This is a genomic window from Micromonospora sp. CNB394, assembly GCF_000374985.1.
GTDB lineage: Bacteria > Actinomycetota > Actinomycetes > Mycobacteriales > Micromonosporaceae > Micromonospora > Micromonospora marina.
This window is the reverse complement of the sequence record NZ_KB895851.1, coordinates 1-21,982: the sequence shown is the minus strand read 5'-3', so window position 1 is coordinate 21,982 and position 21,982 is coordinate 1. Positions and strand designations below refer to the sequence as shown.

General features: G+C 65.9%; 11 protein-coding genes and 2 pseudogenes. 12 read left to right on the top strand and 1 reads right to left on the bottom strand.

Going from position 1 to position 21,982, the window contains the following annotated elements:
* The first annotated feature begins 171 nt into the window (after window positions 1-171).
* Genes C569_RS0123320 through C569_RS0123305 form a run of 4 tightly spaced genes read left to right on the top strand, consistent with a single transcriptional unit; the run spans window position 172 to window position 7,051 of the window.
* Window positions 172-1,734 (top strand): DUF3375 family protein, encoded by a 1,563-nt coding sequence (locus C569_RS0123320; protein ID WP_018788159.1) that lies wholly within the window; start codon window positions 172-174, stop codon window positions 1,732-1,734.
* Window positions 1,724-2,503, top strand: a complete 780-nt coding sequence (locus C569_RS30925) for a DUF4194 domain-containing protein (protein ID WP_018788158.1) — start codon at window positions 1,724-1,726, stop codon at window positions 2,501-2,503. Before C569_RS0123320 ends, C569_RS30925 begins: the two co-directional genes overlap by 11 nt.
* Window positions 2,496-5,855, top strand: a complete 3,360-nt coding sequence (locus C569_RS0123310; RefSeq protein WP_018788157.1) for an ATP-binding protein — start codon at window positions 2,496-2,498, stop codon at window positions 5,853-5,855. Before C569_RS30925 ends, C569_RS0123310 begins: the two co-directional genes overlap by 8 nt.
* Window positions 5,856-5,863: 8 nt before the next feature.
* Window positions 5,864-7,051: a Wadjet anti-phage system protein JetD domain-containing protein gene (locus C569_RS0123305; protein ID WP_196806766.1), complete on the top strand. Its 1,188-nt coding sequence runs from the start codon at window positions 5,864-5,866 to the stop codon at window positions 7,049-7,051.
* Window positions 7,052-7,171: 120 nt separating this feature from the next.
* Here the strand turns inward: C569_RS0123305 and C569_RS35115 are convergent.
* A pseudogene (locus tag C569_RS35115) lies at window positions 7,172-8,431 on the bottom strand (IS256 family transposase).
* Between the two features lie 524 nt (window positions 8,432-8,955).
* On the opposite strand from C569_RS35115, the gene cas7u reads away from it, so the two are divergent.
* From cas7u to C569_RS0123260, 8 genes and pseudogenes are all read left to right on the top strand, one after another.
* Window positions 8,956-10,104: a type I-U CRISPR-associated RAMP protein Csb1/Cas7u gene (cas7u, locus tag C569_RS0123295; protein WP_231394874.1), complete on the top strand. Its 1,149-nt coding sequence runs from the start codon at window positions 8,956-8,958 to the stop codon at window positions 10,102-10,104.
* 20 nt (window positions 10,105-10,124) lie between these two features.
* Complete coding sequence (gene csb2 / locus C569_RS0123290; RefSeq protein ID WP_231394873.1) at window positions 10,125-11,534, top strand: type I-U CRISPR-associated protein Csb2; 1,410 nt, start codon at window positions 10,125-10,127, stop codon at window positions 11,532-11,534.
* Window positions 11,521-14,472 (top strand): type I-U CRISPR-associated helicase/endonuclease Cas3, encoded by a 2,952-nt coding sequence (cas3u, locus tag C569_RS0123285; RefSeq protein ID WP_018788153.1) that lies wholly within the window; start codon window positions 11,521-11,523, stop codon window positions 14,470-14,472. The genes csb2 and cas3u overlap by 14 nt, the downstream gene beginning before the upstream one ends.
* Complete coding sequence (locus C569_RS0123280) at window positions 14,469-15,395, top strand: hypothetical protein (RefSeq protein WP_018788152.1); 927 nt, start codon at window positions 14,469-14,471, stop codon at window positions 15,393-15,395. Before cas3u ends, C569_RS0123280 begins: the two co-directional genes overlap by 4 nt.
* Window positions 15,396-16,903: 1,508 nt before the next feature.
* Entirely contained in the window at window positions 16,904-17,032 is a 129-nt protein-coding gene (locus C569_RS30910) for an NUDIX domain-containing protein (protein WP_018788150.1), read from the top strand.
* A gap of 683 nt (window positions 17,033-17,715) precedes the next feature.
* Window positions 17,716-19,896, top strand: a complete 2,181-nt coding sequence (locus tag C569_RS0123265) for a DEAD/DEAH box helicase (protein ID WP_036346730.1) — start codon at window positions 17,716-17,718, stop codon at window positions 19,894-19,896.
* Entirely contained in the window at window positions 19,877-20,578 is a 702-nt protein-coding gene (locus C569_RS32585) for a DUF2290 domain-containing protein (protein WP_155945597.1), read from the top strand. Before C569_RS0123265 ends, C569_RS32585 begins: the two co-directional genes overlap by 20 nt.
* Window positions 20,579-20,727: 149 nt before the next feature.
* Window positions 20,728-21,759: pseudogene (locus C569_RS0123260) on the top strand (IS256 family transposase); the annotation flags it as partial.
* Window positions 21,760-21,982: the final 223 nt, after the last annotated feature.

Genomic DNA, 21,982 nt, shown 5'->3' with positions numbered 1-21,982 from the left:
TGGAACGCCGCCCGGCCCCGGCCTACGGCCGCCAGCAACACCGCGACTGCCCCTCGCGACACCGTACTGTTGCTGGCGCAAGGAGGCGACGGCTGCCCCTCCTGCCTGCTCATCACACCCGGTGGGCGCCGGCCCGCCCGGGCCCGCGCAAGGAGGGGCGGGTGATGGCCCATGGCGGCTAAATCCGCCGAACAGCTCTTCCACGAGTTCCGCAGCAACTCCGCCGCCGACGTCACGATGTCGCTGCTGCGCTCGCCCCACGCCCTAGTCACCCTCGCCTTGATGGCGGCCCACCTCGGAGATGGGCAGATCGTTGACGGGCAGACACTCGCCGCGCAGCTCAACGCCGACCTGCCCGTGCTCCTGCGCGGCTACACCGGAGATGACGAGGAGCCCGAATCGGACGCCCTCATCGCCGACATCCCCGACGCCGATGTCCTGCTGACCCGCTGGACGCGCAAGGGCTGGCTGCACCGCAGCGTCGACCCCACCACCCGCATCGAGCGCTACCAGCTGTCCACCGGCGCCGGTCAGGCCGTGCGGCAGATGCGAAACCTCCAGCGCCACAGCTCAGTGGCGACCGAGTCGGCGCTGACGATGGTGATGGCGGAGATGCGGCAGATCGCCACCGACGCCAACCCCGACCCCGTCGCCCGCCGGGTGGCCATCACTGACCAGATCGCGGCGCTGGTCGCGCAACGCGACGCCCTCGACAACGGCGAGCTGCCCACCGTCAGCCACCAGGAACTCGTCGACCGGCTGACCGCGGTCGTGCAACTCGTCGAACGCATCCCAGCGGACATCGCCCGCTACGGCGAACTGATGCACGACAACGCCGCCGCGCTGATGCGCCAGAGCCTGACCGACGACCCGGCCGAGTTCGCCGACTCCCTGCAGCGGATGTTCGACGGCCACGACATCATCGCCGGGTCCGCCGAAGGGCAGGCCTTCAGAGCCTTCGCCACCGTCATCGCGCGCCCGTCCCAGCGCTCCCAGCTCGAGGCTGACATCCAGGAGATCACCGCCCAGGTAAATCCCCTCCCCGCGCACCTGGCCGAGCCGCTGGCCGGCTTCATCGACGCGATGTGGCAGCGGGTCCAGGATGTCGAGGAGGTCCGGGCGATGGCCTTCCGCCGCATCAGCACCTTCGTGCGCGGCGGGGACGTCCTGCACTACCGCAGCATGCGCACCCGCATCGCCGAAGCGCAAGCGGCCGCCGCCGCGGCGTTCCAGCGCCTGCATGGAGGGCGCGACATCGGCTTCATCGTGCCCGCCAGCGGCGTGAACACGGCCTCGGTCGGCCGGCTGAAGCTGCATCCCGGCACCGCCGCCGTGCCGGACCCCCTCAGCGCCGCCGGCGGTGACTTCCCCGTCGACCCGACAGGTGCCCGAAACCTGGAGGCCATCGACTGGGCGGCGCTGCGCGCGGCCGTCCACGCCGCCCTCGCTGCACACGGCGGGTTCGCCACCCTGCCCGAGGTCCTCACCTACCTACCCGCCGCGCGCACCGGCGACGTCGTCGCCCTATGGTCGCTGGCCACCCGCTACGGCGACGTCGACCCCACCACGACCACCACCGTGCAGGTCCGCAGCCGCGGCCGGGGCCGCGACTTCACCGTCCCGTACCTCGTTTTCGGCGCCGAGCTACCCGACCTGGCGCCGTCCCCGCACCCTCACGGCTCGGCGTCTCGGGCGCCGGCCACCTTGCTGGAAGGCCTGCACGATGTCCACTGAGCCGCAGCCCTCGTTCGAAGACATCTTCGGCCCGGCGCTGTTCGACAATGCCGGACCGACACCACCAGCGGGCCCGCTGCTCGATCCGAACGAGTTCTTCGCCGACTCCGACGGGGAGACGGCGGGGACCCTGGTCATCGGCCCTGGGCCGCAGCCACGCTTCGACGGCGACACCAGCCAGCTGCCGGCCGAGGTGTGCTGGACGCTGCAGGAACTCGTGGCTGCGCCGCACATCAGCGACAAGCAACGCAAACACTGGCCCGTGGTCCTGCAATACGAGGACGTGCTGCGTAGCCGTCTGTCCGAGCTGGGCCTCATCCTGGAGATCAACCGCGAACACCGGCACGCCTTCACCCGGCAGGCCGACGACCCCAACCCCTTGAGTCGCACGATCTTGCGGACCCGGACGCTGAGCCTGGCCGCGAGCGCGCTTGCTCTGTACCTGTACCAGCAATACCTGATGTCGCCCGACGACCCGGTCGTCGAAACCGCCGACATGCTCGACCACATGCTGGCCTACAAGCGCCCAGGCGACACCGATGAGGCTGCCTTCCACAAGAAGATCATGACAGCCATCAAGCTGCTCGACGACGCCGCGATTATCAAGCCGGTCAAGGGCACCACGCGGTATCTGATCTACGGGGTCATCACCTCGCTGCTCACCATCGAGCGAGTCGAGGCGCTGCGGGAGCGGTACCTGGCAATCGAACGCGGTGAGGCGATCGAGGCGGTCGATGTTGAGGCCGAGGAGGAGGACACCGATGCCTGAACACCACCGCAAGCGGACGGTGCACCTCGGGCAGTACCGCCTCACGCGCCTGCAGGTGGTCAACTGGGGTGCCTTCTGTGGCTACAAGTCGATTGACATCGACGAGCGCGGTGTGCTGCTGACCGGTCTGTCCGGCTCCGGCAAGTCCTCCCTGCTGGACGCCCACTCCGCCGTCCTGCTGCCCAGCACGGACCAGCGCTTCAACGCCTCGGCCGATCTCACTGCGCGTGGCGCCAAGCAGAGCACTCGCTCCATCGCTGACTACGTACGCGGCGCATGGTCGGAGAACCACGATGAAAATGATCAAGCGCATGTGCAGTACCTGCGCGGCGGCAAGCCCACCTGGTCGGCCATCGCGGCGACCTACGACAACGGCCTCGGCTCTGTCATTACCGCCGTGGTGATGAAATGGTTCACCGGCACGGAAACCGACGGCGCCTCCCTCAAGTCCCTGTACCAGCTCCACGAGGGGTACTTTTCCCTCGAGGTGCTGGAAGAGTGGGCCGTACGGCGGTTCGACACCAGATGGCTCAAGGTGACGTATCCGCCACTCGACGACCCCGGCTCCAACCAAGGCAACTACGTCCAGGATTTGGCCCGTCGGGTGGGTCTCGGCACGTCGAAGACCGCCATCTCGCTGCTCGGCAAGGCCAAGGCGCTGAAGAACGTCGGCGACCTGAACCTGTTCATCCGCGACAACATGCTCGACAAGCCCGCAACCTACGCCGCCGCGGCGCGGATGGTGGCCTCCTTCACCCCCCTCAACGACGCATTCCAGACCGCTGAGCGCGCTCACCGCCAGGAACGGGTGCTGAGAGACGTCCCCGAATTGTGGAAACAGTATGGGGAGTCGCGCACCTCCCTGAACCGTGCGCGGCAATTGCTGGGCGAGCCGCTCGAACGATACCTGTGCGGCGTGCACCTCCGCGCCGTCGAAGGCGAAATCGAGCGCATCGACGAACGCTTGGAAAAGCTAGACGAAACGCTCGGCATCGAGGAGGAAAAACGCGAGAAACGGTTCAACGAGTTCAAGCTCCTCGACAAGCAGTGGGAAACCGACGCCGAGGCGATACGCGGCTTGGAGTCGGCGCTCAGCGTCGCCGAAGCTGAAGACAAGGCGGCCAAGGCAAGTTATCGCGCCTACGGTGGAATCGTGACTCGGCTTCAGCGCGAAGCTCCGACCACGGCTGATGCGTTCGCTCAGTTGAAGGCGGAGCTTCCCCGCATTCTTGAGACCGCGCAGACAGCCGAGACGGACCTGAAGAAGTCCGGATACGACGTCGCGGACGCCCTCAGCGAGGCCCGGCGGGCGTACCAGGAAAAGCAGGGGGAACTGGAGGCGCTGCAGTCGGCGCCCACGTTGATTCCGAAGCGGGAAGTCGCCCGACGCCTGGCCATCGCCCACGGCGCGGGTGTGCATGTGGCAGATCTGCCCTATGTCGCCGAGCTCGTCGACCTTGCGCCCGACGAGGAGCGGTGGCGCCCGGCCGCGGAGAAGGTCCTGCGCAACTACGGACTCCGCCTCCTCGTGCCGGAACACCATGCAGCCACGGTCCGCCGGTTCATCGACGAGAATGACATGAGGGGCATTGTCGAATACAGCATCGTCACGGCCACCTCCGACCATCAGCCCGCACCCCGGCCGGGCACCCTGGCCAGCAAGTTGATCGTCGATGAGACCCACCCTTACCGCACGTGGCTGGCAGCCCAGCTCGCGCAGCGCTTCGAGCACGTCTGCGTTGAGATGGCCGATGACCTCGACGAGCACCGCCTGGCCGTGACCGTGCGCGGCACGCTGAAGCTGCCCGGCAACCACTACCGCAAAGACGACCGTGAGGAGGTCACCAATCCGTCCAGCTACATCCTCGGCGTCAACACCATTGCCAAGCGGGAGGCGCTGAAGGCCGAGGTCGACGCCCTCCACGAACGGTGCCGCATCGCGACCGAGAAGGCGGACGAGCATCAGAACCGCCTGCGCGCGGCGGAAAACACCATCGCCGCCGTGCGTCAGCTCGATGACTATCCCGCCTGGGCTGTCCTTGACAAATGGGAGACGAGTCGCCGCATTAACGAGCTGCAGCAGCGCATCGAGGCAATTCGGAGCGAGAACGAGGATTTGCAACGCCTGGAAAAGGAGCGCAACGACGCGCAGGGCCGCCACAGGGCTGCCGAACAGAAATGTGCGGGCATCCGCAATGAGATCGAGGCGCTCACCAAGCGAATGCCCCGACTCGTCGACCTTCAAGAGTCGTTGGAAAACCATCCGCACGAAGTTGACGACCTCGGCGACCGAGAGTTTCTGGACGAGGTGCTTGCCGCAACGGCGGTACCCCTCAATCCGGAAGCGTTTCAGCCTGTCGTGGTCGCCATGCGCAGAGAGTTGACTGCGCGCCGTGACGCGGCCGACGGCGATCGGAAGGTGGCTCAGACGAAGCTGGAGTCGTCCATCAAGGCGTTCCTCGACCAGTGGCCCGACGCCGCGCCCGATACCAGTGGTGACGTCGAACGCAGCGGGGCGGACTTTGTGGCCCTGCATGACGACATTGCCCGGCGGCGCCTGCCCGAAGCGATGGATCGATTTCAGCGACTGATCGCCGACGACATGGTGCCATCGATCAGCTTCCTGCAACGTGAGGTCGAGAAATCATCGACCGAGATCCGCAAGCGGATCGCCATGGTCAACGAGGGCTTGCAGCGCGTGGAGTTTAATGCCGGGACGCGGCTGCAGATCGCCCACAAGGCGCAGCCGTCCGAGGACGCGCGCCTGTTCCGCAATGCCGTGGACACGCTACTGCGACACGCGCCGGCCGCCCGCAAGGATGCCGAGGCGTCTCGGCTCCAATTCAAGCGGGTCCGGCAGCTGATGGCCCGCTTCACCGCAGACACTAACGACGGCCGTCAATGGCGTGACAACGTCCTCGACGTCCGAAACATCTTCTCCTTCTATGGCCGCGAAGAAAAGATCGAGGATGGAACCACTGTCGCCACCTTCAGCAACACCTCCACGAACTCCGGTGGCGAACAGGAAAAGCTCGTCGCTTTCTGCCTGGCGGCAGCGTTGACTTACAACCTGGCCGAAGGCACGGGCGACGGCGTACCGCTCTTCGCGCCGCTTATGCTCGACGAGGCGTTCAGCAAGTCCGACGAAACGTTCGCCGCCCAGGCGCTCGGCGTCTTCCACGAGTTCGGCTTCCAGTTGGTCATCGCCGCTCCTATCCGGATGTCCGGCATCATCGAGCCCTTCATCGGACAGGCCGTCCTCGTGGAGAAGCGGCAACTGCCCGACGGTCCGCGCTCCAACGCCGCCTCGGCGACCTTCGGGCAACTCGCCGCCCGGCGCGACGAGGAATGACGTCCTCCATGCGCCGACCTGAAGAAGTGATGGCGTGGGTGCGCCAGCGGTTCCAGCAGGACTATCCGACGTGGGCCCGCGGGGCCACCGCCTGGCCCATGCGTATCCCCCTCCATCCACCCACGACAGACCAGCGTTCACTGGACCCGGTCGGCTGCCACGCTTGGGCAGACGAGTGGGCGTCGTACCGCGGACCTGGACAGGTCGAAAACGCCAACCTGCGTTTCCCGACCGGCACCCACCCAATGCCGCGGGCGCTCATGCTGCGGCATCCGGGCGAGGCTGCCGCCTGCCACCCGGACACCCTCGCGACCTGGCGACGATGCGGCCAGCGGCTCACCACGCTGCAGCGGACATTCCCTTGCGCCGACTTCGCCGGCATCATCCGCCGCATCACCGAACTCGACGACGCGGACTACCAGCGGCTCGCCCGAGCCGCCACATGGCTACACAACAACCCGGCCTCCGGCATGCTGCTTCGCCAACTCCCCATCGAAGGCCTCGACACCAAATGGCTCGCCAAACATGCACGACTCGTACTGGCTCTCCTTGGCGACAGCGACCAAGATGACGCGGACGACGCGCCCGCGGCCGCCGGATCCTCCAGCCGCGTCCGCCTTCACCAACGCCTCGGGCTCCGCCTACCACCAGACCTCGTTCAGGTCGCCGTCCTCGACCCCCACATTCGCGACGGCGTAGGCGGCATGCGGAACTTCGCCGCGAGCGTGAACGACCTCAGCGCCTGGAAACACAGACCCCGTACCGTTCTGATCATCGAGAACAAGGAAACCGGATACGCATTCACCGGCGACCACCCGGGCGTCGCCGTTCTCCACGGCCAAGGCTTCAGTGTCGCGCACTACGCCCGAATCGACTGGGTGGCCAACGCGGATCGAGTCCTCTACTGGGGCGACATCGACGCTCCCGGCTTACAGTTCGTCCATGATCTGCGAGGGTATGGAATCAAGGCAGAAACCGTACTCATGAGCATGGCAACGTTGGAGCAATTCCGTCACCTTGCCGTCGATGGCGCGGGTCCGCAGCGCACCGAGCTTGCGAATCTGAACGCGAGCGAATCGGCGTTGTTTGCCCACCTCGTTCACCACGCGGCGCAGAACGGGGTTGGCCTGTTGCTAGAGCAGGAGCGCATCCCGTGGCCCCACGCATACGAAACCCTCATCCCCTTCCTGTGTTGATGGAGCGGAAGCCGCCACTCGAACATCAGAGCAGCACGACGGACCCCGTCTCGCGAGGCCAACGGTCGCTAAGGGAGTGTGTCGATTTCCGTGTTTGGGCCTGTGGTGTGATCGATGCTGTTAGATGGCGATCCGGTCGCCGTAGGCGAGGATCAGGGCGTTGAGGGCCTTGGCCCAACCGTAGACCCAGCCGGTGATGCTCCCGCCGCTCGGGCGTTCTGCTGGACGACGAGGTAGAGGACCTTCATCGCGGCCTGCTCGGTCGGGAAGTGCCTGCGCCGGCGGGCGGCCTGCCGAAATCGGGCGTTGAGGGACTCGATGATGTTGGTGGTGTAGAGGACCTTGCGGACTTCGTGGTCGTAGTCCAGGAAGGGCACGAACTGCGGCCACGACTGGCGCCAGAGCCAGATTACGGCGGGGTACTGGTCACCGAACTGCGTGGCGAACTCCTCGAACCGGGCCTCGGCGGCGGCGACGGTGGGGGCGGTGTAGATCTCCCGCAACGCGGGGGTGATCTTTTGCCAGTCCTTGCGGTTGGTGTAACGCAGGCTGGCCCGGACCAGGTGGACGACGCACTGCTGGTGCACCGCCTGCGGCCAGACCTGCTCGATGGCGTCGGTCATGCCCTTGAGGCCGTCGGAGCAGACCATGAACACGTCCGCGACGCCGCGGTTGCGCAGTTCGGTGAGGTAGCCGGCCCACTGCTTGGCGCCCTCACCGCCGGTCCCGGCCCATATGCCCAGCACGTCACGTTCCCCGTCGAGGCTGATCCCGACCACGACGTAGACGGGCCGGTTCGCGACTTGCCCCTGGCGGATCTTCATGACGAGGGCGTCGATGAACACCACCGGATAGATCCTGTCCAGTGGCCGTTGCCGCCAAGCCTCCATCTCCTCCAGGACGCTGTCAGTGACCCGGCTGATCAACTCCCGGGACACCTCGGGGTCACACACATTGCCAGGTGCGCGGAGATCTCCCCGGTGGTCAGCCCTTTGGCATGCAGCGACAGGATCGCCTCGTTGAACCGTCCAACCGACGGACGTGCTTCGGCACGATCCGCGGCGTGAACGAACCCGCCCGAGCCCGAGGAACCTGGATCCGCACCGGACCGACCTCGGTCTGCACCGTCTTCGCCCCGTGCCCGTTGCGAACGTTGGTCCGCCGGCCGGTCGCCTCGTCGACGCCGACCTCGTCGAGGTGTGCATCCAGTTCAGCGTCGAGCGCTGATTCAAGGACGGTCCGGGTGATCCCCGCGAGGAGCCCACCCGGCCCGACCAACGACGCTCCATCGGCCTTGGCCCGCTCGACCAACTGCTGCGCGAACTCCACCTCCGCCGCCGTCGGTTCAGGAAGCTGAACCGCCTTCTTCTTGTCTGCCATGACGTGGTCCTTCCCGGACAGGATCAACGTCCTGTCCAACGGACCACACCCAGGTCAAACACGGAAATCTACGCAGTCCCGTCGCTAACTGCGCGACGCCTGGTCGAAGGGCGCGCGCAGGCTTGCGCGGTTTTAGCGTCCGCGGGTAGGCGTCGGTGAGTGCGGGTTGCGCCGCCATGGAAGATCTGTAGCGCCATTGCGAACGACCAGAGCCTCTTCTCCGCTGTGTTCTTTGCTGTCGCGATGGCCACCGCTGGCTGGCATCTCTCCGACCGTCGCGGAGAGTGTCGGGCAGCGTAGCCAGCCCGACACGTGCCGGCAACAGGCGGCCAGGGGGCGTCCGACCTGTAGTGACTCCGCGCCGGATCTGCACATGTTGCTGAATGAGAGTTCGCCGGGGCTGCGTGGGTTCCGCTGTCCGTGGGCCGAAACATGTCGGTCGGGTCTGGTAGGTGTATCTGGCTGCGTCGGACTGATCTACCAGGAGTGGCATGTTGGGCTTGAGTGGTCGCCTCGTAAGGGCGGTGGAAGAGGAGCGCCGGGACGCGGGGATTGCGTTCCGGGCGGTGTATCAGCCTGTTGGGGGACAGGGCGGGCGCATCGCGCCACCGACGTTTCCGATCTCTGAGGTGGAGGAGCGGTCGGCGAAGAAGGAGGGCCGGTTCCCCCGGCCATACATCTTCGAGCTTCGGTTGGTCGAAGGCGAAAAATGCGAGACGGTGGTGGTTGATCAGGTCCCGTCGCAGGCGAATCGGGTTGAGCAGGCTCTGCTCAAGGCACGGGACAGCGGCCGTGTGGATCTTCCTTTGTTCGAGTTGGCGATGAAGGAGGAGGGTGTCCGGCTGACGTCGTTGGACTTCCCTCACCGCTATGCCGATGCCTACCTACGCGACAGTGAGGTCTGCGGGGTGCGCTTTGACCGCAGCGAGGTGGGGCAGCTGCTACGGACGGCATCCGCGGTAGACGTTCGTCCGCTGTTCCGGCGTGAGCCCTACTCGTTGGTGTTCGGGGCGTGGGATTCGCACCGTAAGGGCCGGTGGCCGAAGTTCCCGCGGGTGTACTCCTCGGAAATGTTTGGCCTGCACTGGCTGGAAGGTGCCCGCCAAGCCGGCAAGGTCGACCCGATGAACATCACCGGCGCCATCGATGACAAAACCAAAGCGGAGGGCGAGTGGCGGTTTCTCCCGGAGGGCGCCAAGGTCAAGGGCGGGAAGCCGAGCGAGATCGGCCATGGGCACATCGCTCCGAATCCGGCGCCGGGTGGCGTGACGGTTCGGGAGGTGCGCCGGCAGGGCTGGATCTCGTTGGCCGGGTTGGAGCGGCTGCGGTTCGGGGACGCCTCGGCGGAGGCGGCGACGTTGGCGCGGGCGACGTTGGCGGCGTTGGCGCTGGTCGGGGACCGGTTGACGTTCGGCCGTCCGTCGCTGTGGCTGCGTTCGGGGTGCGACCTGACGCGGATGAGCGAAACTGTGGGCTTCGAGCAGGACGGCGGAAGTTGGGAGCCATTGGAGGTGTCTGCGGAGGAGGCGGTGGCCGCGTTCGTGGAGCTTCGGGACCGCGCGGCGGCGGCGGGTGTGGTGATGGATGTGGATGTGGTGTCGGTGTCGCCGACGAAGCAGCTGGCGGAGGCTATCCGGTTCGCGGTGCGGTCGGCTGCCGCCGAGGAGGAGTAGCGGTGGCGGTGAGTATCACGGTGCGGCTGCGGGCGGGCCGCTACGACGCTGCCTATCCGAAAGATCGAATGGAGTGGCCGCCCCACCCGGCCCGCTTGTTCTGCGCCCTGGTCGCCTCCGCCGAGCACGATCCGACGGCGCCGGGGTTCGAGGCCGACAGCGAGGCGTTGCGGTGGTTGGAGGCGGCGGGGGCTCCGTTGGTGCTGGCATCTGCGGCCGAGCAGGTGACGGCGTCTATGCGGGCGGGGTTCGTGGTGACGAATGCTACCAACGGCAGAGCGGGTAGCACGGTGTGGCCGGGCCGGACGAACCGAGAGTCCCGACGCGCGGGAGCGCTTCCCCCTGACGATCGGGTCGTGTTCGTGTGGCCGCGGGCGTCGGCGCCGGATGGGGTGTTGTGGCGGTTGTCGCGGCTTGCCCGTCGGGTGCCGTACGTCGGCCGGTCGACGTCGTCGGCGCAGGTGGAGGTTCTTGATGAGGTGGTCGAGTGTGGGCCGTCCCAGGTGACGTACCGGCCGGTGAAGATTGGCACCGTGGGGTCGGTAGGGGTGCGGGTGCCCTACCCGGGTTACCTCGATGCGCTGCGGGACGCCTATGCGCAGGGGCACCGGGCGTGGGAGATGTCCGAGGAGATGGCCTACTCCTGCCGCCCCGCCAACGAAAAGGCCGAACCGCTCGCGGAAGCGGGGCCGTACGCGGAGTTGCTGGTGTGGCCAGCGGCGCGTGGTCAGGTGCCGGTTGGAGGTGACGCGCTGTTGACGGTGGCGGAGCTGCTGCGCCGCGCGGCGATCTCTCGTATCAAGGATCCGGTGCCGGCGCAGGCTAGCGGTCATGGCGCGGATGACCGGCCGCACCTGGCGTTTCTGCCGCTGCTGGACGTCGGTCATCCGCACGCCGACGGGCATCTGCTCGGCGTCGGGGTCGCCGTCCCTCGGGATTTGGAGCCGGGCGATCGGCTGGCGATCCTGCGGGGTCTTCTCGGTGATGGTGGAGAAGATCCGATTCGGGAGCTGCGCGGCGGCGCCGCACCGAGGCTCCGGTTGGGTGATCCGGCGCTACCACCGCAGGGGTGGGGTCTGCGCCCGGACCGCTGGACGGGCCGGAACGGCGCACGGCGGTGGGTCACGACGACGCCGGTGATGCTGGACCGCTACCCGGGTCGACGCGACCCCGCCGAGTTGGTGGTCGAGTCCCTGATCACGGCCCGGTATCCCGAGCCGTCGTCGGTGACGCTGCTGGAGGGTCCGCTGCCGCGGGGTGCGGTGACGCGGCCGCGGCGGGGCACGATTCCCGCCGGGCGGGACCGGCGTCCGCTGCTGCACTGCCGCATCGAGTTTTCCGTGCCGGTGCGGGGCCCGGTGATCGCCGGCGCGTTGCGTTACCTGGGTTGCGGCCTGTTCATCCCGGAGGCATCTCGTGCTGACCGCTGACGACTTCACCGCCTTCGTGGCGCAGGTCCATAGCCCTGATCTGGGGGACCGGACACCGTTTCCGTGGCAGCGGGCCCTGCTCGACCGGATCCTGGCCGAGGGGCGGTGGCCGGACGTTATCGACGTGCCGACCGGGCTGGGAAAGACTTCGGTGCTGGACGTCGCGGTGTTCGTGGCCGCGCTGCGCCCGCAGCTGGCGCGACGCCGCGTGTTCTTCGTGGTGGACCGGCGGCTGGTGGTTGACGAGGCCCATGAGCACGCCACCCGGCTGGCGACCGCGCTGCGCGACGCCACCTCCGGCGTCTGCGCGCAGGTCGCGCAGGCTTTGAGGATGCCGGGTGATGACGGGGAGGTTCTCACCGTCGCGCGGATGCGCGGCGGGGTTACCTGGGACCGGATCTGGGTGGAGCGCCCCGACCGGTACGCGATCGTCACCGGCACCGTCGACCAGGTCGGCAGCCGACTGCTGTTCCGCGGCTACGGAGTCAGCGAACACGCCCGCAGCATCGACGCCGCCCTCGTGGCCACGGACAGCCTGATCGTGATCGACGAGGCGCACCTCGCCGACGCGTTCCAGACCACGATCACCGCCGCGTCAGCCCTGGACCCGTGGCCGCTCACCCCCGCTCCGGCCGTGGTGACCATGTCCGCCACCACCCCCACGACGCAGGAGCAGTCCGGTGGCGCGTGGGTGCACCGGATCAGCGCAGCCGATGAGGAACACCCGGCCGCCGGACGGCGGCTGCGGGCCCGCAAACGACTGTGCCTGCTCACCGTGCCCACGAGCCGGGCGAAGGCCGCCACCGACGTTCCCCGGGCCATGGCCACCCTCGCCTCGCGCCTCGCCTGTAACGCGACGGTCGTCGGGGTAGTGGCGAACACGGTGGCGCGGGCGCGGGGCATCTTCGGCCACCTCGCCGGCGGGCCGGTCGAGGTGATCCTACTGACCGGCCGCAGCCGCCCCATCGACCGCGACATCCTCCTCGCTCGACATTACGAACGGATCAAAGCCGGCCGTAACCGCGCCGACCCTCGGCCCCTCATCGTCGTGGCGACCCAGACCATCGAGGTCGGCGCGAACATCGACCTCGACGCGCTGATCACCGAGTCCGCGCCGCTGAGCGCCTTGATCCAGCGGCTCGGCCGGCTCAACCGGCTCGGCCTGTACGACGACCCCGCCCCTGCCTACATCGTGCACGACGCCAGCGTCACCGACGACGACCCGGTCTACGGGCCCGCCCGGCTCGCCACCTGGCAGTGGCTGACCACCCAGACCCCGTCCGGCACCGTCGCCAAACCCGAGGCCGCCGGCAACGGACTTGACGCCTCACCGGCCACGCTGAGGACCCTCGCCGCCAGCGCCCCCACCGAGACCGGCGCCGGGACGATGGTCACCGTGCCCGTGTTGGCCTCCGCCACCTTGGACGCCTGGAGCCGCACCTCACCCACCCCACACCCAGACCCGCCGATCCCACCGTTCCTGCACGGCCTGACCGACCACGCCCCACCGGTCACCGTCATCTGGCGCACCGGGCTCCCCAACGACGAACCGCAGCGCTGGCCCGCGATCATCGACCTCCTGCCGCCGGCCACTGAGGAAGCCATCGACATCCCGCTGCGCGAGCTGCGACGCTGGCTCCTTCAGGACCCGGACACCGAACCAGTCGCCGACATCGAAGTCCCCGAAACCGATACGGACAAGCGGCGAGCCACCGGCAAACCCCTGCCACTCCGCAACGCTGGTGAGGAACGCCGAGTGCTGCGGTACCACCACCGCGGTGACACCGAAATCGCCACAGCAGGGCACATCCAGCCCGGCGACACGATCGTCGTACCCGTCGAGTACGGCGGATGCGACCAGTACGGCTGGAATCCCGCCAGCACCCATACCGCCATCGACGTCGCCGACCTCGCCTACCGGCGGGGAAAACCCGTCCTACGGATCGGACCGCACCTTCGGCACCTCGCCACCTACGCCACCGGCGCGAACCCCGCCCCCACGACCTCGCCCGACACATCCCCCGAGGCGCCACCGTGGGCGGCACCGTTCAACGAACTCCTCGCCCTCGCCACCAGCAAGACAGGTCAAACCCAGCCCGACACCTATCGAGAAGCCCTCACTGCCTTGGCGGCGGTGCTCGACCACGGGGAGCCACTGCGCCGCACCCTGACCGGGCTGCAGGGCAGGATCACCGCCACGCCGACCCAACAAACCGAACCCGCAACCGGTACGAGTTGGACCCCAGCCTTCCCGGTCATCCTCGCCGCCACGAACACCAGCGGCGCCGACGACGACTCCGAGATCGGCAGCTCCACCACCGCCTACCCCCGCCGCAAGATCAGCCTCGACGCGCACCAACGCGCCGTCGCCGCCCGCGCCGCGCAGTTCGCCACCAACCTCGGCCTCGCGCCTTACCTCACGGCGAGCGTGGAAGCAGCCGGGCGCTGGCACGACGAGGGCAAACGCGACCTCCGCTTCCAGACCATGCTCTTCGCCGGGCGCCGCGGCGCCGCTGAACTCGCCCCCGAACCCCTCGCCAAATCCGGACTCGACCCCACCAATCGGGCCGAAGCCATCCGAGCGAGGGAAGCCGCCGAATATCCCCCCGGCATGCGTCACGAAGCCCTCTCCGCCCGCATCGCCCGCCACCGACTCACCCACACTCCGGACCTTGACGCCGACCTCGTCGTGCACCTCATCGCCAGCCACCACGGCCGCAACCGGCCCCTGCTCCCACCCGTCACCGACCCCGAACCGATAAAGATCAACATCCCGGGGCTGCCCGCACTCAACACGGCGGACACCATCGACTGGGCCGCCCCCGCCCGTTTCAGCCGCCTCAACTGCCAATACGGACGGTGGGGGCTGGCACTGCTCGAGGCAATCGTCCGGCTCGCCGACATCTGGTGCTCCGCCCGAGACGAGGAGAAACCATGAAACACCCGGTCGACCTCCCCGCCCTCGACGGCCGCGACCCACTCGGCTTCCTCGCCTCCCTCGGCCTCCTGCGCCTCCTCACCGACGAAACCAGACTCGACGTCAACCTCAGCTTCAACGACGACACTGCCCGCGCCGTCCTTCACAGCCCACTCGCCGACCTCACCGACGTCGTCGAGCAACTCACCGCCATCCTCGCCTCGATACCCGACGACGGCGTCATCCCCAGCGTCCCCGCCACCTTTCCCGAGGCCAAAGTGGGCACAGCAAAGGACCCGATGCGCTCACCCCGCGTCGACTACCGCGCTGCCCACACAGCCCTGACCGGCGACAACCACAACCCCACCCTCGAGCAATGGCTATCCGCCCTAGTCACCGACCTGGCCACCGACAGCCAAGGCAGAGTCGCCATCACCCCCTACGCCGCCCCCGCCGGACAACAAAGCTTCCGGACCATGTTCACCAAAACCCTCGAACAGATCCGCCCGGAACCATCCAACCGCTTCCACGAAGCCCTCGCCCGCTGGCGACGCTTCGACGGCTACACCGGCGAATACCTCGACCACCGCGCCATCCGCACCGCAGCCGACCACCCCACCGGCACCTCCGTCCCCGCCGGCGTCCCCGCAGCAACCTGGCTCGCCATCATGGCCCTACCCCTCCTGCGCCTCACCGGCACTGGCACCAAACCCCGAGCCACTTGCTGGCACCACCCCAACCACCAACAACCCGTCATGACCTGGCCCCTCTGGCGACAACCCCTCGACACCCACGCCGTCACCGCACTCCTCGAACACCCCGCCCAACGCAACCGCGACGCCTGGCCAGCACTCGGCATCTTCACCACCGCAAGCGCGATCCGTACCACAGGCAAGAACTCCGCAGGGACCCTCACCCCAGCAACCGACATAACCACTCGCTAGACCACGACGAAAAGGCCAAATACTGCTACAGTAGCTGGTGACTAAGCCGCTGCCGGCATTTGATAACTGAACAGAGCGGCATAACTCCGGTTCGAAACCCTCTGCAAGCGATTGCAAGCGGTAGGTTCCGAGGCAGCTAAATAATCCAGAGGAATGCTAAGCGGCCAACCAGTATTGATCCGAGTGTTCCTCCGCTGAATACGTGCAAATCGTGTCCGCCAACGCCGGCCGTGCGCGGTTAGCCTTCATTGCGACGGCAGGGCCGAGCCCACCCGCGAGGACGTCACGTACGCCAACGCCGTGCCACGTGGCCGGCCCTCATTGCGACAGGCCCTCCTCGTTGCACCAGCCCTGATCCTTGGACCCCGACGCCGGCCAAAGGCGGTCGGCCCTCATTGCGAAAACCAGCTGGAGTTTGCCCGCGGAGACGTGCTGTCCGACGATGCTGGCCGTACGCGGTTGGCCCTCATTGCGAAGAAACCCCATCGATGGCCATTTCTACGCGGCATCCGACAAGCATCGGTCGTGTGCTCGGTCCTCATTGCGCCTCGTACATCGCCGGCTCCTCGTAGCCGCGCAGGAACCCAACGTCAGCCGGCGCGACCGGCCCTCATTGCGACTCGCCCGCGATCCGAACCTCGCGTCCGCGGGATGACGCAACGCCGCGGTGCGCCGCCGGCCACCATTGCGACGGCTCGACCGAACCCACCCGCGAGGACATCACTAACACCAATGCCTGCTGTACCCGGCCGGCCCTCATTGCGGCACATCGTCTGGGACCACGTTCAACAATCCCTGTACGTCGGAAGCCTGATCCAAACCCGCTGATCGAAAGTGCGCCTCGGCCCTCATTGCGAAACCGCCTGAGGCATTACTGCCCACGCCCTGGCCCTGTCCTTACGCCGGCCGCATGCGGCCGGCCTTCATTGCGACTACGGGGGCAGGGTGTCGGAAGGCAGAGTGCCCGACTCCGGCCATAAGCGGTCGGCCATCATTGCCGCCAGCGGTCGCACTGTGATTCCCTTGGACGAAGTCGGGGTTCGGTCCGCCTCCGCGGCCATCGTGTTCTTTCAGCACTCTTCGACAGTCTCCGCTGGGTAATGCAAGACGATTCTTATCGTCGCACTTCTTCGTGCGCACAATTGTCATCCCGGTGTTTCAGGCGCAGCCGCAGCGACTTTGGCTGTCCGTATGCTTCGTCCATCGTCACGCATCTCACCGGCACCCCGCGATCGAGGCGCAGTTCGGCATCTGGTGGGCCGTCTGGACCGCCCTCGCCCGAGCGGCTCAAGAAGCCATGGTTGCGTCCACGGAAGTGGTGTACGACTTGCCGATGTTGGGCGTGTTGCCTATATAGGAGACAACCACCGCGCGATCCTTCGATCCATCTTCGAGCTGCCCGATCCACCCCTGGCAGACCCAGGTAGAGCTTCAGGAACGAGAGGATAAAGGTGCCGTTTCCGAGGAGGTGAAACAAGGCTCTTTGCTACGTCCTGCGGGAAGGACACTTGCTCGTCTTCCGGTACACCGGCCTCAGCTACGAGGAGGTCGGCATTCAGATGCCGGGCCGCAGCGTTCAACCGGGTGAGGAACCGGCGGACGCCGGGCTGCGCGAGGCCCGCGAAGAGACTGGATGAACGGGGCTCACGCCGTGCGCAAGCTGGGCAAGGTCGCGCATGAGGTTCCCCGGTAGCTCGGAGGCTTTCGACATGCTCTGATGGGGCTGAAAGCATTCGGCTCACCCGCGGGTGGGCGTGATCTTGCGACGCCGAGCCACACTGAAGGAGTGATGTTGATGGGTTGCGCTGGGGGCGTAGTCGCGGGTTCGAACCCCGCCGCTCGCTGTGCACCCCCCGTCTGCGTACGACAGCCGCAGCGCTCGTCGCTGTGCTCGCCGTCGTCGCGCAGGGCTTCCTCGCGGCGTGGGCTGCGGCCAGTGGCGCGGAAGCGCCTCGCTGGATCTACTACGGGGATCTGCGGCCGCAATGATCGGTGCGATCGGCATCAACATCATGACGGCAAGTGCGGGCGTACCTCAGCTGGCAGAGGGCGTCCCAAGCGGAGCCCATCAACATCAAAAGCAAGGATCGCACGAGCTCACGCGGCTCGGCACCCTGGTCCACAGTCGTCCTCGGCAACGTGGGCCAGGGACCGATCTGTCGCTGAAGAGGATCGGTAGGCGGAGTACTTGCGCCGGTCCTTGGCCATCCCGCCTCGCCGTAGTTAGATCATGTTGTACTCGACCCGGCAGCCCGCAGCGCCCACCACGACGAGCCGGGTGACGGGGCAGGTGACATGCGGCGGATGAGGAACGGCGGCAATGACAGACAGCCCCACGATCGTTAAGGGCACGAACGATAAGCCCGTAGCAAGCGAGAGCCTTGCCCGGTTCTTTGAGAGCGCAGACGGTGTCGATGGCCAGCTTTTCATCGGCTATCCCATTATTGGCGGAATCGAAGGCAAGCACCCCATTGACGCGGTGTATGTCTCGCCTACACAGGGCGTTGTGGTGTTCGACCTAGTGGAAGGGTTAGACGTCAGCGGCTACCAGGACCGTCAAGATGATGCTGCGACCAGGCTCAAGTCGCGTCTACTTGGATACAAGGAACTGGTGCGGCGGCGCGATCTGGCGGTTGCTATCCACACTGTTACGTACGCTCCTGCCGCGAACCTGCGTCAGCAAGACGATTCTGATTATCTAGTGGCGAATACCGAAACTCTTGCGTCGGCACTCTCCGAGCTGGCTTGGCAGCCTGCTAGCGTAGAGGTCTACGAGCGCACACTGTCTGCAATCCAGAATATTTCAACCATCCGAAGGGCCCGTTCGGCCCGAAAAATTGAGAACGAAGGCTCGCGAGGCGCAAAGCTGCAGCGACTCGAAGCCGCTATCGCAACCCTCGACAACCTTCAAGGCAAGGCGGTTATTGAGACGGTCGAGGGCGTTCAACGGATCAGAGGCCTCGCCGGCTCAGGCAAGACCATCGTTCTTGCACTTAAGGCGGCCTACTTACATGCGCAACACCCGAGTTGGCGAATCGCGGTCACCTTCAACACCCGGTCGCTCAAAGGTCATTTGATCCGGCTCATTAACCTCTTCACCATTGAGGCCACGGGGGAAGAGCCGGACTGGGCCAACTTGCGGGTTGTCAACGCTTGGGGTGCTCGTGGAGGTGCGACACGCGAAGGCATCTACTACGACTTCTGCGTTGAGAACGGCACGGAGTACTTCGACTACATCTCGGCGAAGAGTGCCTTCGGACGGGTCAATGCATTCAAGGGAGCGTGCCGAACAGCGCTAGAGACGGTGCCCGAGCCGAAGCAAACCTACGACGCCATTCTCGTTGATGAAGCGCAGGACCTGCCCCCAGAGTTTCTGAGACTCTGTCGTCTAATACTGCGGGAACCCAGACGACTGGTCTACGCATACGACGAACTGCAAAACCTGTCGAACAGCAGTCTCCCGTCCGCCACCGAGATCTTCGGAATTACCGCAGCCGGCGAACCCGAAGTCTCTTTCAAGGAGACGCCCTACGACCTCGGTGCGCGGCGAGACATCATTTTAAGCAAATGCTATCGCAACTCTCGTCCGGTCCTGGTCACGGCGCACGCGCTCGGATTTGGCATTTACCGCACTCCAACTCGTCAGAACGAGAAGACGGGCTTGGTCCAAATGTTCGATGAGGCTGACCTCTGGGAGGAGATCGGGTACCACGTCAAAGATGGAGCGCTGGAGGATGGGCGCGCAGTAACCTTAGAGCGAACCGCTGAGACGAGTCCGGCGTTCCTGGAGACCCACTCGCCCATCGAAGACATCGTGCAGTTTCATGTCTTTGGTAGTGCCCGGGAGCAGGCCGAATGGGTGGCTTCTCAAATTCAGGTAAACCTGACGTCCGACGAACTGCGACCGGATGACCTCGTCGTGGTGAACCCCGACCCTCTGACCACTAACAAGGCTGGGGTCGGCATGATCCGGAAGCTGTTGTTTGATCGCGGCATAGCAAGTCACATTGCTGGGGTTGACACGGCTGCGGACGTCTTCTTTAGGCCGGAACTTGAGAAGAGCGTTACATTCTCCGGTATTCACCGGGCCAAGGGCAACGAAGCCGCAATGGTGTACGTCGTGAACGCGCATGAGTCCTACGACGCACCCAGAAGTCTTGCGACAATAAGGAACCGCCTCTTCACGGCCATTACGCGAAGTAAGGCTTGGGTACGAGTTGTAGGGGTTGGCGAGGACATGGAGCGCCTAAAGACCGAGTTCGAAGCGACTCGGGACGCGAACTTCGAGCTCCGTTTCAGATATCCGACCGAGGGTGAGCGCAACCGGCTGCAAGTAGTTCACCGAGACGTGTCCCCAGAGCAGGCGAAGGTGGTGCAGAAGCACGAGAAGGAGTTGAGCTCTCTCGTGAGAGATCTACGAGACCGGAGGTTCCTGGCCGGCGACTTGGACGACACAGTTCTTGCCGAGCTTCGTGCCCTGCTTGAGCAAGAAGATGAGTAGCGGTCTCTCGCTCGCCCGACGCATCGCCCGAGAGGTTCAAGACTTGACGGGCTATCTCATTGAGGAAGGGTTTTCGCAGGATCAGAACTACCCGGTTGTGGCGCAGAGGGGGAAAGATGCCTTTGTAGTCAGCTTCTCCAACACTGTCTCGTTCGCCCCGATGCTAAGAGACAGGCCGTACCCGGAAATGTACCGGGAGGTTCTCGATTTGCGCGCATTTAATATACTGATGGTTGATGGCGCGATGCTGCAACTGACCTACTCGTTCGACTCAGGGGTTCTGCAACAGTCGCGGCTGGGGTTCCTGCCCTCCCCGAGCCTGTTGGACTATCAGAATAATCCTGAACTCTACGAGGAGGACGTGTTATACGCGGACGTCATCGATAGAAAGGCCGTCAGTGTGCCCTTTCGATTCGACTATGATCCGCGCCCAGGCGTCGCATCCAGCCTGCTTCATCCCGTCTCACATCTGACGCTAGGCCAATACACAAACTGTCGGATTGCTACTACCGCTCCGGTAACGCCTTACTACTTCGTGGAATTCGTCTTGCGCAGTTTTTACAACACTGCGATGCGCCAAGTGGCGGCAGGGCTTCCTCGTGGGAGCTACCAGCTGGCCAAATGCATAACTGCTGAGGAGGAAGGACTGATCCATGTAGGTGTTCCCTTTGCAGCCAGTTAGGAGACGCGTCCAACGGGACTCGATCGCTCGATGAAGCTCCCGCCACGCCACCCTCACTGTCTGCTGCCGACCCATACACGGGTCTGTGGATCTAACGGTGTTTCCGGCCTGACCTGCCGGGCGTTGTGCCTGGTGAGGAGGGTGCCGTGATGACCGCGACACTGAACGACCAGACCGGACGTAAGAAGCGGCCCGAGCCGTCGGCTGAGGCGAAGGCCGCCGCCGAGCTGGTCCGGGCCGCGAAGGAACAAGGGCTGTCGCTGACCGGTCCGGACGGGCTGCTGAAGCAGCTGACCAAGACGGTCCTGGAGACCGCGCTGAACGAGGAGATGACCGGGCACCTCGGCTACGAAAAGCACGACCAGGCCGGTGTTGGTTCGGGCAACATCCGCAACGGCACCCGGTCGAAGACCGTGTTGACCGAGGCCAACGGGCCGGTGCAGATCGACGTGCCGCGGGACAGGACAGGCACCTTTGAGCCGCAGATCGTGTGCAAGCGGCAGCGGCGCCTGTCAGGGGTCGACGAGGTCGTGTTGTCGCTGTATGCCAAAGGCCTGACGACCGGGGAGATCTCGGCGCATTTCGCGGAGATCTACGGGGCTTCGGTGTCGAAGGAGACGATCTCGCGGATCACCGACAAGGTCATCGAGGAGATGACCGACTGGTCCCACCGCCCGCTGGACGAGATCTACGCAGCGGTGTTCATCGACGCGATCGTGGTCAAGGTGCGCGACGGGCAGGTCGCCAACCGGCCGTTCTACGCCGCGATCGGCGTCACCCTCGACGGGGAGAAGGACATCCTGGGCTTGTGGGCCGGCGCTGGTGGTGAGGGCGCGAAGTTCTGGATGAGTGTGCTGACCGACCTGCGTAACCGGGGCGTCAAGGACGTGTTCTTCCTCGTCTGTGACGGTCTCAAGGGCCTGCCCGAGGTCGTGACGAACGTGTGGCCCCAGACGGTGGTGCAGACCTGCGTGATCCACCTGATCCGCAACACCTTCCGGCTCACCTCCCGCAAGTACTGGGACGAGCTCAAGCGGGACATCAAGCCGATCTACACGGCCGTCAACGCCGACGCCGCCCGGGCGGCGTTCGACGACCTGGCCGACAAGTGGCGTGGCCGGTATCCGGCGGTGATCCGGCTGTGGGACAACGCGTGGGCCGAGTTCATCCCGTTCCTCGACTCAGGGCGGTTGCAAGTTCCGGGGTTGTGTGGCTGGTCGGGTTGTGACCGGTTGGGGTGTATAGCAGGGCAGGCACGGGCTTCGTGATCATTGTGGTGTCGAAGCCAGATGATCACGAGGTGGCCCGTGCCTGCTGCTGCATCTTCTCCCATCCCTGCTGTGCTGGTGAAGCTGGGGCCGTTGGACACCGGCCGGATCGCCGACCTGCGGCCTTACCTCGACT